The organism is Ruegeria sp. BHSC029 (assembly GCF_059613085.1).
Genome location: NZ_JBXWRU010000005.1, coordinates 295,085 through 308,278, shown reverse-complemented (window position 1 = coordinate 308,278; position 13,194 = coordinate 295,085). Strand labels below are relative to the sequence as shown.

General features: G+C 62.2%; 13 protein-coding genes. 1 reads left to right on the top strand and 12 read right to left on the bottom strand.

The features are described 5' to 3' along the window. Position 1 precedes the first annotated feature (1 nt). From AC2FML_RS14420 to AC2FML_RS14400, 5 genes are read right to left on the bottom strand one after another with little or no spacing between them, the layout of a single operon-like run. Positions 2 to 1,465: an aldehyde dehydrogenase gene (locus tag AC2FML_RS14420; protein WP_496783706.1), complete on the bottom strand. Its 1,464-nt coding sequence runs from the start codon at positions 1,463 to 1,465 to the stop codon at positions 2 to 4. A gap of 11 nt (positions 1,466 to 1,476) precedes the next feature. Next, positions 1,477 to 2,514: an LLM class flavin-dependent oxidoreductase gene (locus tag AC2FML_RS14415; RefSeq protein WP_260066612.1), complete on the bottom strand. Its 1,038-nt coding sequence runs from the start codon at positions 2,512 to 2,514 to the stop codon at positions 1,477 to 1,479. Position 2,515: 1 nt separating this feature from the next. Next, positions 2,516 to 3,430, bottom strand: a complete 915-nt coding sequence (locus tag AC2FML_RS14410; RefSeq protein ID WP_496783705.1) for a flavin reductase family protein — start codon at positions 3,428 to 3,430, stop codon at positions 2,516 to 2,518. Next, a complete protein-coding gene (locus tag AC2FML_RS14405) occupies positions 3,427 to 4,242 on the bottom strand; it encodes an alpha/beta fold hydrolase (RefSeq protein ID WP_170440970.1) in 816 nt (271 codons plus the stop codon). The genes AC2FML_RS14410 and AC2FML_RS14405 overlap by 4 nt, the downstream gene beginning before the upstream one ends. Further along, positions 4,214 to 4,816 carry an amino acid synthesis family protein gene (locus AC2FML_RS14400; RefSeq protein WP_496783704.1) on the bottom strand — a complete coding sequence of 201 codons (603 nt, stop codon included), beginning with the start codon at positions 4,814 to 4,816 and terminating at the stop codon, positions 4,214 to 4,216. Before AC2FML_RS14400 ends, AC2FML_RS14405 begins: the two co-directional genes overlap by 29 nt. A gap of 102 nt (positions 4,817 to 4,918) precedes the next feature. Here AC2FML_RS14400 and AC2FML_RS14395 point away from each other — a divergent pair, with 102 nt between their 5' ends. Continuing rightward, positions 4,919 to 5,620: a GntR family transcriptional regulator gene (locus AC2FML_RS14395; RefSeq protein ID WP_496783703.1), complete on the top strand. Its 702-nt coding sequence runs from the start codon at positions 4,919 to 4,921 to the stop codon at positions 5,618 to 5,620. A 12-nt stretch (positions 5,621 to 5,632) separates the two neighbouring features. Here the strand turns inward: AC2FML_RS14395 and AC2FML_RS14390 are convergent, their stop codons facing one another. From AC2FML_RS14390 to AC2FML_RS14360, 7 genes are all read right to left on the bottom strand, one after another. Then, a complete protein-coding gene (locus AC2FML_RS14390) occupies positions 5,633 to 7,135 on the bottom strand; it encodes a mannitol dehydrogenase family protein (protein WP_496783702.1) in 1,503 nt (500 codons plus the stop codon). Further along, positions 7,135 to 7,908, bottom strand: a complete 774-nt coding sequence (locus tag AC2FML_RS14385; protein ID WP_496783701.1) for an L-iditol 2-dehydrogenase — start codon at positions 7,906 to 7,908, stop codon at positions 7,135 to 7,137. The genes AC2FML_RS14390 and AC2FML_RS14385 overlap by 1 nt, the downstream gene beginning before the upstream one ends. Then, the gene (locus AC2FML_RS14380; protein WP_496783700.1) at positions 7,905 to 8,909 is read right to left on the bottom strand and encodes an ABC transporter ATP-binding protein; all 1,005 of its coding nucleotides are present in this window, start codon (positions 8,907 to 8,909) and stop codon (positions 7,905 to 7,907) included. The genes AC2FML_RS14385 and AC2FML_RS14380 overlap by 4 nt, the downstream gene beginning before the upstream one ends. Positions 8,910 to 8,919: 10 nt before the next feature. Beyond that, positions 8,920 to 9,750 (bottom strand): carbohydrate ABC transporter permease, encoded by an 831-nt coding sequence (locus AC2FML_RS14375; RefSeq protein WP_170341115.1) that lies wholly within the window; start codon positions 9,748 to 9,750, stop codon positions 8,920 to 8,922. Positions 9,751 to 9,763: 13 nt separating this feature from the next. Then, a complete protein-coding gene (locus tag AC2FML_RS14370; protein WP_149775359.1) occupies positions 9,764 to 10,630 on the bottom strand; it encodes a carbohydrate ABC transporter permease in 867 nt (288 codons plus the stop codon). Positions 10,631 to 10,737: 107 nt separating this feature from the next. Next, a complete protein-coding gene (locus tag AC2FML_RS14365; RefSeq protein ID WP_170341744.1) occupies positions 10,738 to 12,039 on the bottom strand; it encodes an ABC transporter substrate-binding protein in 1,302 nt (433 codons plus the stop codon). A gap of 98 nt (positions 12,040 to 12,137) precedes the next feature. After that, on the bottom strand, positions 12,138 to 13,169 hold the full coding sequence (locus AC2FML_RS14360) for a LacI family DNA-binding transcriptional regulator (protein ID WP_170444821.1): 1,032 nt from the start codon (positions 13,167 to 13,169) through the stop codon (positions 12,138 to 12,140). Positions 13,170 to 13,194: the final 25 nt, after the last annotated feature.

The following is a 13,194-nucleotide window of genomic DNA, read 5'->3' as shown; positions in this document are numbered from 1 at the left end:
GTCAGCGCATGACAAAAGGATCAGGAATAGGGTCGTCGCTGGTGCGCAGCCAAACGGACTTGATTTTGGTGTAGTCCAATGCAGCCTGCAGCCCGCCCTCGCGCCCATGCCCCGACAATCCATGCCCCCCAAACGGAGCGATCGGACTGACTGCGCGGTAGGTGTTGACCCAGACAATGCCGGCTCGGATTGACCGAACCATCCGATGGGCCCGCGTGAGGTTTTGCGTGAACACGCCCGAGGCCAGGCCAAACCGGGTATCGTTTGCGATCGCGATGGCCTCATCCTCTGTTTCGAAGGAAACGACCGACAGGACGGGGCCGAAGAATTCGTGCGTCAAGCAATCAGCATCGCGCGCCCGACTGCAATCCAGAATGGTCGGTGGAAAGTAGAATCCCGCGCGATCAAGCGGCTGGCCGCCAGTAATCAATTGCGCGCCTTGGGCCTGCGACCGGGTGACAAGTTCGGCGGCCCATTTCTGCTGCCGCTGCGTGCACAGGGGCCCGACTTCGGTCGCCATATCATCCGGTGCGCCGATCACGACCGCTTCGGCCTTTTGCCGCAGACGGTCCAGGACCGCGTCCTTGATCGATGCCTGAACCACAAGCCGCGACCCGGCAACGCAGCTTTGACCCGACGCCGCGAAAATTCCGGAAACCTGAGCGTTGACCGCACTGTCCAGATCCGCATCCTCGAACACGATAAAGGGCGACTTTCCACCCAGCTCCAAAGAGGTAGACGCCAGATTCTCGGCCGAGTTTCGCACGATATGCCGAGCCGTTTCCGGCCCACCGGTAAAGGCGACATGGGCAATTCTTTCGTGCCGGGTCAAGGCAGCGCCGACATCGGGCCCACCCGTCAGAACATTCAGAACGCCTTCGGGAAACCCGGCCTTGTGAAAGATCCGCGCGAACTCCAGCATTGGGGCAGGGGCCTCCTCCGAGGCCTTCAGCACCACTGTGCAACCGGCCGCCAGGGCCGGGCCGATCTTGACCGCCGACAGGAACAATTGTGAGTTCCAGGGCACGATCGCCGCGACAACCCCCACGGGTTCTCGCCGCAGCCAAACTTCCATTTCTGGCTTGTCGATGGGCAAATGGGCGCCTTCGATCTTGTCCGCGAGGCCCGCGTAGTAACGATAATAATCCGCGACATAGGCAATCTGCGCCGAGGTTTCGCGGATGATTTTTCCAGTGTCGCGGGTTTCCAGCTCGGCCAGTCTCGGTGCGTTTTCAGCAATCAGATCTGCCAACCGGTATAGCAGCTTGCCCCGCGCGGTTGCGGTCAGGGACGCCCATTCCGGGGATCTGAAAGCCTGGTCCGCTGCCATCACGGCCTGGTCCACATCAGCTTGGCTGGCGGCGGGTATCTGCGCCCAAGCCTCACCTGCGGATGGGTCGAGACTTTCGAACCAGGTGTCGCCATCGCGGAAAGTGCCGCCGATATAGTTCTGAAACCGTTGCATCCAGAATTCCCCTATTGAAAGGCCGGCATCACATCCTTGATGAAACGCTCCAACGAGGCCTTTTTGCGTTCAAACGGCATGCTGGAGTCGATCCAGAATGAATACTCGTCATACCCCAGTTCCTCGCATCTCCGAAGCCGGTCGATCACGGTATCGGCTGTTCCGATGACAAGGTCCCGCTCCATGTTCTGGGGCGAATAGAACGGATGCTCGGCGATTTCGGCATCACTCAGCGGGGCAATCAGCCCCTGGGTAACGTCACGCTTGTTCATGAACCATGCGCCGAAATAGCAGTAGAACCGGTTCAACTCGATGGCGGCCTGTTTCACGTCGTTCTGATCTTCGGCCACGTAAGTGTGGCGCAGCAACATGATCTTGGGGCGCGGCATGTCAGGAAACTTTGCGCAGGCGGCATTGAACTTGGCCATCAGGTCGATGACTTCGTCGTCGCCGTTCCACAATGGCGTGACCTGTACGTTGCACCCGGAGCGTACGGCGAATTCGTGGCTGTTGGGGTCGCGTGCGGCCACCCAGATGGGCGGCCCACCAGGTTGCAAGGGCAGGGGCGACGAGGTGGTCTTGGGAAATTGGTGGAATTCGCCGTCATGGGCGTAATCTCCCTGCCAGAGCTGTTTCACGGCAGGGATGAGTTCGCGCATGCGCTGCCCGGCTTCCCACGCATCCATGCCAGGCATCATCCGTTCGTATTCGTAACTGTAGGCACCGCGGGCAATGCCCAGATCCATCCGTCCGTCGGTGATGATGTCCGTCATCGCGGCCTCACCGGCCAAACGGATCGGATGCCAGAACGGCGCGATCACGGTGCCGGTGCCCAGCCGGACATTCCGGGTGTGCCGAGCCACGTCAATCAGGCTGAGAAACGGGTTGGGTGCGATTGTAAAATTCATCCCGTGGTGTTCGCCCGTCCAGACGGCATGCATCCCGCCGTCGTCGGCGATTTTGCACAGTTGGATGAACTCGTCATACAACTGCTTCTGGTCCTGCTCTGGCGAAATCCGCTCCATATGCGCAAACAGCGAGAACTTCATTTCAACTCCCCCGAACCAACGGTTTGACCCGTCCGCTGGTTTCATCTCCGTAGTATATGCCGAAATTGCCCATGCGGCTTTCCCGGGCGAAACGTTCCAGCATCGTACAGATCGCCGGGTCCGCGACATCCATCAGCGTCGACTTGACGATTTGCGTAAAAGCTCCGTTGGCTGGGGTGCCGTCCTCGGCTTGGCAAAGGAACGAGATATGCTGTCGTCGCGACTTGTCTTGGTAGACCGAATAGATGAAGCCCGGTTCTGCCTTGATCCCACATCCCGCGATCAACTGGGCCATTGCAGTATCGGCGCCGTTCGCCATGTCCTCGGTTGCCGGAATGGTCAGGCCGCCGTTGCCATCGTCCAGCAGAAGGATCTGGCCGTCCCGCTCGATCAACGCGGAAACCACGACGCCCGCGCGACGGTTCAGCGCCCGGGCTTCGGCGGCAGGCGTCACGTAGGCGCCGCGGGCATAACCCAGGCCAGGTGCGATCGAGTGGTCGAAGGCCTCGACCCGACCGATCAGGATCAGGTGGTCGCCGGCTTCGACCGTCTTGAAAACCGAGCAGTCAAACCAGGCTGAAACCCCGTCAAGGATTGGTGCGCCGTTGGGTCCTGGCTTCCAATCGACACCGGCAAACCGGTCCTGCGAAGGGCGTGCGAAGGTGTTCGAAACGCTGATCTGATCCTCCGACAGGATGTTGACGGCGAAACCGGCGGCTTCAGAGAATGTGTTGAAATTGCTGGAAGTATTGGCAAGACAGACCGAGATCAGCGGAGGGTCCAGCGAAACCGAGGAAAAGGAATTGGCGGTAAAGCCGATCGGTCGGCCGGATTCGTCATGGGTCGTGACCACCGTGACACCGGTGAGAAAGGTTCCGAACGCGCTGCGCAGAACGCGAGGGTCGAAATCGGTCATGCGGGCGACCTTTCGTGCGTTGGGGTCTTCAGCCATTGAACAAGGGCCGCGTTGACAGTCTTTGGATCAGTGAGGTTCACCATGTGCCGATGACCCTCGACGACAACCGCCTGCCCCTTGGCGGCCGCGGCGATGGCGCGGGTCATGTCGGGTGTGGAATTCGGATCCTCAGCACCCGTCAACGCCAGCAAAGGGCAAGAGATCTGAGGGTAGCGATCAGCGTAGACCATGTCGCCCCGGGCAAAGGCATCGTAGGCCGCCGAATAGCCGTTTATGTCGACCGCGGCCAACCATGCGGCGACCCTGTCCCGAGCGGTGCGGTCGGCCGGACTGTTTGCGAACCAGCGTTGCAGCGGGGTTTCCAGATCAAACGTTCCGGCGCTGATCAAGCCGGCGCGCGCCAGCACAGAGTCCCGGGCCTGATCGTCCCGCCGAAACACTCCGTTCAACAGGGCAACGCGTCGAACCCGATCGGGATGTTCGACCGCAAACCCGCCGGCAATCAGTGCGCCCATCGAATGACCGACAAGGTTCACGTGATCCAGGTTCAAAGCGTCCAGCGCCGCCCGCAGCCACTCCACAAATGCTGGTAACTGCGCCCCCGCAGCGATCGGGCCGGACTGGCCATGCCCTGGCAGATCCAGTGCGTAGACCGCATGCAAGTCGGACAAGGCATCGATCTGCGGCGCCCAGGCCTCCGACTGCATACCGACCCCGTGCAACAGGACCAGAGGTTCGCCATCGGGGGGGCCGGCAAAGCGCAAGCCAAGGCGTCCGAATGGTTCAGACAGCTGCCGGATTGTCGACGTCATGTCCCAAATCCTTCAGATCCTGATAACGATCTCCGATGCGGTGATGCGGGCGCCCTCCTATCGAAGCACCCAAAGCGATCATGATCTCATCCGGGGCCGGAGCGTCGGCGACCTGCAGGTGGATGGTCAGATAGTGGCTGCGCCGCCCACCATCATGCTTGTCCATCAGGGGAATTTGCATGGCCGCATTTGCCGGTCCGCGCGTATTGGTGAAGGCAAGGTAGGATTTTGCGCCCACCGCCTCGCGATAGGCATTTCCGAACCTCAGGGTATGGATCAGGGCCGACCCGTGCTCGACCTCACCATTCACTCCGACAACGGCGGCTTTGCCATAGGCTTCAACCCGGTCACCGCCGCCGGCCGCCTCGAGAACCATCTCGGTCAGCATGTGGCCCAGCCCCGGAGCACAATCGTGTATCTCTGGACGAAGATCTTCGACAAAGCCGCGGCCGGCCCAGGGGTTGGTGATGACGGCGACCGCCGCGATCAAGGTCAAAGGGCGCTCGGCGGCTTTGCCACCTTCGATCAGCGTGTTTTCGACATGCAGCAGTGTTTTACGGATGGTGGCGGGCATCGCAAAGGTCCTGTGATTCCGTTTCCGGCATGATGGTATACCATATGACAGGATGTCAATCATACCTTGCTGAGGCAACGCGCGACCGATAGATTCCCGTCCATGACATCGCCAAGACTGACCAAGATCGATCATCCTCCGGCAACCCTGCGCGACATGGTGCAGGAGCGCATGCGCGAGGCCATCATCGAAGGTGTTTTCCAGCCCGGCGAACGGCTGGTGGAACGTCCGCTATGTGATCAGCTTGGTGTCAGCAGGACAGTCATCCGGGAAACGATCCGCTATCTCGAGGCCGAGGGGCTGGTCGAAATTCTGCCCGGGCACGGGCCGATCGTGGCTTCGATCACACGGGACGAGGCACGGCAGATCTACGATATCCGCCGCATGCTGGAAACCGCGGCCGCCGAGAACTGCGCGCGCAATATCACATCAGACAGGGCCAGCAGCCTGCATGGGGCGCTGGTGCGGCTCAAGCAAGGTTTCGTGGACAAGACACCGGGCTCGATCTTCCGCGCCACTTCCGATTTCTACTCAGAGATTTTTGAGGGGGCAGGGCATCATGTGGCTTGGGATGTAGTCCAGCGCCTGAATGGTCGGATCAGCCGGTTGCGGATGATGACCTTGGCGGCAACAGAACGCGACCGCCCCGGGATCGAACATATGGAGGCCATCTGTTCTGCGATTCAGTCCGGCGACCCCTCCGCCGCGCGCCGAGCCGTCGAACGGCATCTGGACGATGCGGCGTCGGTTGCCGAGACCCTGTTCGATGCAGAAGAGGGCTTGGGCAAAGCCGCACACTGCTAGATCCTGCACCGGTCAGGTTTGGTCGCCCAGATACGTCGTCAGGGCCTGGCGCGCTCCCTGATCCCAGATCACCCTGAGCCACCGGTCAAACGCGTCGCGAAACGCGCCGGATTGTGACAGGTCCTGATAGTACTGGGTCTGCTCAAGCCAGGTGGTCGGGTCGTCGCGGGCCGCGTTGGCCGAGGTGACCAGATCGGACCAGTTGGGATCGTTGGGTTCGATAATACTTCCATCCTCGCGAGTGCCGGCACACATGCGGGCCCACAGCGCCTCGACCAGGGCCAGCCCATTGATCGGCGCGCCGGCAGCCAACGCATCATAGACTGTGGGAAGTACAAAGCCCACATGCCGGGATGATCCGTCAAAAGCAACGCGACGCGTGGTGTCGACGATGGCTGGATTGCGGAACCGCTCCTCGATCAAGGTTACGTAGTCCGCAACCGACTGATTGGGCACCGGCCGCACGAAAGGCGCGATTTCTTCGACCAAAACCTTTCGGAAGAATGCTGAAACCAGCGGATCGGCTATGCAGTCTGCGATCGTATTCAGGCCCAGGATCTCGCCGACATTGGCCAGAACCTGGTGGCCCGCGTTCAGAATGCGCAGCTTCATGACCTCATAGTCATGAACGCGGACGGTAAATGTGGCGCCGACCTTGTCCCAATCCGGGCGACCGGCGCAAAAGGCATCCTCGATCACCCATTGGCGGAAGCTTTCATGGGTGACGGGGGCGGCGTCGTCGATCCCCAGCGCGCGCACCAGCTCCAGCTCGGTCGGGCCGGTGGCGGGCACAATGCAATCGACCATCGAATTGGGAAAGGTGCATTGCGTGTTGATCCAGTCGGCCAGATCCACGTCCGATAGTCGCGCCAGCCCCACCACCGCCTGACGCAGAACCTGCCCGTTGCCGATCAGGTTGTCGCAGCTCAGCCCGGTCAGCGGACCAACGCCTGCATCGCGCCGCCGTCGCAGGCCCGCGACGATGGCACCGAAGGCGGTGCGCGGACGGTCGGGGTTGGCGGCATCGTGGCGGATGTCGGGGTGGTCGGTGTCCAGCCCTTTGGTCACAGGGTGCACGAAATAGCCGCCCTCGGTCACGGTCAGCGAGACGATGCGGATCGCCGGATCGGCCAGTTGCGCGATCAGCGGGCCGTTGTCCTCTTGCGGGGGCAGGTAATCGATCATCGCGCCCGTCACCTCGGCACGACGCTGGCCCTCGGTCAGCTCGACCAGCGTGGTCAGACAGTCCTGCGCCAGCAGCTTGCGCCGCATCTCGGCGTCATAGGCGCGCACGCCGGCGCCGATGATGGCCCAATCCTGCGCCGCGCCCTGTTGCATCAGCCGGTGCAGGTACCAAGCCTGATGCGCGCGATGAAAATTGCCCACCCCGATATGCACGATCCCCGGCGTCAGTGCCGCGCGATCGTATTCGGGCCGCAGCACGCCCTTGGGCAACACGTCCAAATTGGCCTGACACAACCGGACCGGTCGGGTATCCGCGGGGCGCTCCACCATCAGCTCATCCAATTTCCACCATCCACGTTGTATGTCTGGGCCACGATGTAGTCGGCCTCGGACGAGGCCAGAAAGACCGCCATTCCAGTCAGGTCCTCGGCCCGGCCCATCCGGCCGAAGGGCACCGCTTCGCCCACTTCCTTCTTTTTCTGACCCGGCGCCTTGCCCTCGTATTTGGCAAAGAAGGCATCGACGCCGTCCCAGTGCTCGCCATCCACCACGCCGGGGGCGATGGCATTCACGTTGATCCCGTGTTTGATCAGGTTCAGCCCCGCCGATTGGGTCAGGCTGATCACCGCCGCCTTGCTGGCGCAATAGACCGCCACGAGCTGCTCGCCCCGGCGGCCGGCCTGGCTGGCCATGTTGATGATCTTGCCGCCGGTACCCTGCTCGATCATCTGGCGCGCGACTGCCTGCATCGTGAACAGGGTGCCGGCGACGTTGATGTCGAACACGCGCTGGTAATCCGCGCGGATGATTTCCACGATCGGGGCGGCGGTGAAGATCGCGGCGTTGTTGATCAGGATGTCGACCCCGCCCATCCGCGCCGCGGCGTCGGCCACGCCCGCCTCGATGCTGTCCTGCTGCGAGACATCCATTTCGACCGCAATCGCCTGCGGCCCGATCTCGCGCGCGGCCTTGCGCGCCTGCTGCACGTCGATGTCGGCCAGCGCTACCTGCGCGCCCTCGGCGGCATAGGCCTGGGCAAAGGCCAGCCCGATGCCCCGCGCCGCCCCGGTGATCAGGGCCCGTTTTCCAACCAGCCGGTTCATGCGATCCGCAGCCCCGCCGCGTCGAACCGGTGGATCTTGTCCTCCTCCGGCGTCAGATGGATTGTGTCGCCGTGGCGCAGGCCGACCTCGCCGCCGGCGCGCACGGTCATCGGCTCGGCGAAGCCGTCCACATGGACGTGAAAGAACGTGTCCGAACCCAGATGTTCGGACACCCCGACCGTACCTTTCCACAGGCCCTCGCTGGGCGAGGCGGCAATGTGCTCGGGGCGGACGCCGATCGTGTGGGCACCATGTTTATTGGCCTCGGGGCCTTCGATGAAATTCATCTTGGGCGAGCCGATGAAGCCGGCCACGAACTTGTTGCGCGGCGCGCGGTAAAGTTCGAGCGGCGAGCCTACCTGTTCGATCACGCCTGCCTGCAGGACCACGATCTTGTCGGCCATGGTCATGGCCTCGACCTGGTCATGGGTGACGTAGATCATCGTGGTTTCCAGCCGGTTGTGCAGCTCGGAGATCTCCAGCCGCATGCCCACGCGCAGCGCGGCGTCCAGGTTCGACAGCGGCTCGTCGAACAGGAAGGCCGCCGGTTCGCGCACGATGGCGCGGCCGATGGCGACCCGCTGGCGCTGGCCGCCCGACAGCTGGCCGGGGCGGCGGTCCAGATAGTCGGTCAGGTTCAGAACCTCGGCCGCCTGTTCCACACGGCGGTCCTGCTCGGCCTTGTCCAGCCCGGCCATCCGCAGCGGAAACGCGATGTTCTTGCGCACAGTCATGTGCGGATAAAGTGCGTAGGACTGGAACACCATAGCCAGGCCCCGCTTGGCCGGCGGCACGGCGGTGGCGTCCTGATCATCGATCAGGATGCGGCCGCCGCTGACGTCCTCAAGCCCCGCGATCAGGCGCAGCAGGGTGGACTTCCCGCAGCCCGAGGGGCCCACGAACACCACGAACTCGCCGTCGTTGATTTCCAGATCCAGCGGCGGAATGACTTCCACGTCGCCAAAGCTCTTGCTGACTTTCTCAAGTACGATGCGTCCCATGTGTCTTTCCTTACTTCACGGCGCCGAAGGTCAGGCCGCGGACCAGTTGTTTCTGACTGAACCACCCAAGGATCAGGATCGGGGCGATGGCCATGGTCGATGCCGCGCTGAGCTTGGCGAAGAACAGGCCCTCGGGGCTGGAATAGCTGGCGATGAACGCGGTCAGCGGGGCCGCGTCGACGGCGGTCAGGTTCAGGGTCCAGAACGCCTCGTTCCAGGCCAGGATGAAATTCAGCAGCACGGTCGAGGCGATGCCCGGCACCGCCATCGGCGTCAGGATGTAAAGGATTTCCTCTTTCAGCGTGGCGCCGTCCATGCGCGCGGCTTCCAGGATGTCGCCGGGGATTTCACGGAAATAGGTGTACAGCATCCAGACGATGATCGGCAGGTTGATCAGCATCAGAACCACCACCAGCCCGGCGCGGCTGTCCAACAGGCCCAGTTGGATGAACAACAGGTAGATCGGGTACAACACCCCCACCGCCGGCAGCATCTTGGTGGACAGCATCCACAACAGGATATCCTTGGTGCGCGCCGAGGGCACGAAGGCCATGGCCCAGGCGGCGGGCACCGCGACGATCACGCCCAGAAGGGTGGACCCGCCCGCGATGATGATCGAGTTCCACAGATACCGCATGTAGTTCGACCGCTCCTGGACCACGGCATAGTTCTCCAGCGTCCAGTCGAAGTTCAGAAAGATCGGCGGGCTGGCGATGGCCTGGGCCTCGGTCTTGAAGCTGGTCAGGATCGTCCAGAGGATCGGGAAGAAGATCAGCAGGCCGACAGCCCAGGCAAAGGCGGTGTTGATCAGCTTGCGTGGTGTGGTGACGGTGCGGGCCATGTTTTCGTCCTCCTCACGCGTCCAGGTTTTTGCCGACGATGCGCATCAGGAAGATGGCGACGATGTTGGCAAGGATGATGGCATAGACTCCGCCGGCCGAGCCCAGCCCGACATTCTGGCTTTCCAGCACGCGCTGGTAGATCAGATAGGTCAGGGTGCGGGTGCCGAAGGCGCCGCCGGTGGTCACGAAGATCTCGGCGAAGATCGACAGCAGGAAGATCGTCTGGATCAGGATGACGATCGTGATCGCGCGGCTCAGATGCGGCAGAATGATGAAAAAGAAGCGTTTCAGCGGTGGCGCGCCATCCATTTCGGCGGCCTCCAGCTGTTCGCTGTCCAGCGACTGGATCGCGGTCAGCAGGATCAGGGTGGCAAAGGGCAGCCACTGCCAGGACACGATCATCACGATCGACGGCATCGACGCCTCGGACAGCCACGAGATCGGCTCGGCCCCGAAGAACCGCCACAGGTGGGCGAACAGGCCGTTGACCGGGTCCATGAACATGTTCTTCCAAACCAGCGCCGAAACGGTGGGCATCACGAAGAACGGGGCGATCACCAGAATGCGCACGACGCCCTGGCCCCACATCGGCTGATCCAGCAGCAGCGCCAGCAGGATGCCCAGCACCACGGTGATGGCCAGCACACCGCCGACGATCACCAGCGTCGCCTGAACGGCGGGCCAGAAGGAACTCGAGGTCACGAACCGGACGTAGTTGTCGAACCCGACCCAACCCAGGTCACCGCCGCGCAGCGGCAGGTATTTCTTGAAGGAAAAATACAGGGTCATCGTCAGCGGAACCAGCATCCAGCCCAGCAGCAGGACCACGGCGGGCGCCATCATCAGGCGTGCGACGGATCGGGAGTGTTGAGTTGCCATGACGCAAGACCTCTCTGTTCAGGCGGCTTCTTGCCTGCGAGACTAACACGGGTTGTGGAAGGGGGAGAGCGGGGGACAGAAATCTGCCCACCCGCCGGGAGGAGGCCTCAGTACCCTGCGGCTTCCATTTCTTCGGCCGTAAAGGCCTGTGCCTTGGCCAGAGCTTCGTCAACTGACTGCTGTCCGGCATAGACCGCCGAGAATTCCTGGCTCACCTGGGTGGCGATGCCCGCGAATTCGGGGATGGCGACGAACTGGATCCCGGTATACGGCGTCGGCTTGACGCAGCAGTTTTCCGGATCGGCCGCAAGGATCGACTTCAGCGTCATCTGCGCGAAGGGGATGTCCTTGTAGTCGGGGTTCTCGTACAGCGAGGTGCGCGCACCCGGCGGAACGTTGGCCCAGCCCTCGTTCTCGGCGACCAGTTCGATGTATTCCTTCGAAGTGGCCCATTCGATGAACTGCTTGGCGGCGTCCTCTTTCTGGGTGCCGGCCGGAATGGCCAGGGCCCAGGCCCACAGCCAGTTGGCGCGCTTGTCAACGCCTTCCGAGTTCGGCGCCAGAGCAAATCCAACCTGATCGGCGACAGTCGAGTCGTCGGGGTTGGTCACGAAAGATGCGGCAACGGTGGCGTCGATCCACATGCCGCATTTGCCCTGCTGGAACAGCGACAGGTTTTCGTTGAAGCCGTTGGTGGCATACCCGGCGGGGCCGGATTCGTTCATCATGTCTACGAAGAAGGTCAGCGCCTCTTTCCACTCGGGCTGATCGAACTGGGGTTTCCAGTCTTCGTCGAACCAGCGCGCGCCGAACGAGTTCGCAGTCACGGTGATGAAGGCGCCGCCCTCACCCCAACCGGCCTTGCCGCGCAGGCAGATGCCGTTGATGTCGTTGTCGCGGTCCGTCATCGCAGCCGCCGCTTCGCGGATGAACTGCCAGGTCGGCGCCTCGGGCATCTCCAGACCGGCCTTCTCCATAAGGTCGGTGCGGTACATGATCATCGAGCTTTCGCCATAGAACGGCGCCGCATACAGCGTGCCGTCGTGGCTGAGGCCGCCGCGCATGGCGGGTAGGATGTCGTCCACGTCATATTCCGCGGACATTCCGTCCAGCGGCACAAGCCAGCCGTTCGCGCCCCAGATCGGCGTTTCGTACATGCCGATGGTCATGATGTCGAACTGGCCGCCCTTGGTCGAGATGTCGGTGGTCACACGCTGGCGCAATACGTTCTCTTCCAGAGTGACCCATTCCACCTCGTGGCCGGTCGCTTCGGTGAACTTGTCGGTGTATTTCTGCATTCGGATCATGTCGCCGTTGTTTACGGTGGCGATCGTGATCGTCTCTGCAGTTGCGGCGCCGGCGGTCAAAGCCGCTGCGCTTGCCGCCCATAGAACGGATTTCAGGTACATTCTTTCCTCCCTGGTGTCGAATTACCTGGAGGAAAGCATCACGAATTATTTGGCGCGCGTCAACTAAAATTTTACGCGCGTAAAAAAGGTGTCGAAAATCAGGCCGAACTCCGCAGTATCAGACGTGCGGGAAACAGGGTTTCGGTGCGGGCGCTCAGCCGCCCACCGGATTCGACCAGTTCGATCAACGTTTCCACGGTCCGATTCGATACGGCGTTGTAGTCGTGCGCCGCGGTGGTCAGCGACGGGCAGGTGAACTTGGAGAACGGATGGTCGTCATGCGAGGCGACGCGCAGGTCGCAATCCTCGCCCAATCCAACCCGCAGGCCCTTTTCATAGCAGGCTGACAGAAACCCGATGGCCAGCCGGTCATTGCTGCAAAGAATGGTGCGCGAGGGCAGGCTGGGCTGTTCCAACAGCTTGAACGCGCCCTGACGGCCGATTTCCTCGAACCCCCAGCCGCGACCGTCGACCTTGATCACCTGCGGCTCAAAGCCCAGGCTCTCCATTTTTTTGATGTAGGCGATGCGGCGTTTGTTGGCGTTGGGGTTGGCAGGGTGCCGCATTTCAAAGAACGCGGGTGGTTCGCCGCTGCGGCACAGGTAATCGACGGTCTGTTCGATGAAGCTCGCGTTGTCGGAACCGACAAAGGCCGCGCCCATGCCTTCCAGGTTGCTGTCGAACAGGATGGTGGGGATGTCCTTGCAGAATTTCTCGATGAACGACCGGTCGGAATCGCGCCCCAGCGGCGCCAGCAGCACGCCCGCCGGTTTCAGCGCGCGCAGGCTGTCGAGGATCTCGGCCTCCTGCGCGGGGTCGCCATAGGCGCTGTAGAGCGTCGGGCGGAACCCGGCCTCGATGCATTTTTCTTCGATGTTGCGGGCGATCTCGGCAAAGAACGGGTCGGCCAGATAGGGCACCACGATGCCGACATTCTTGGTCAGCTTGCGGTTCTGGTTCATGGCAAAGATGTTGGGGCGATAGTCGAACCGCTCCAGCGCCTGCTCGATCCGTTCGCGGGTCGACCGTCGGACGCTGTCGGGATCGTTGAAATATTTCGATACCGTCGGGCGCGAGATCCCGCTGACCGCCGCAAACTCCTCCATGTTCCGGATTTTTCTGGGTGCCATGCCTTGCCTCTGGCGTGGGGCCAGG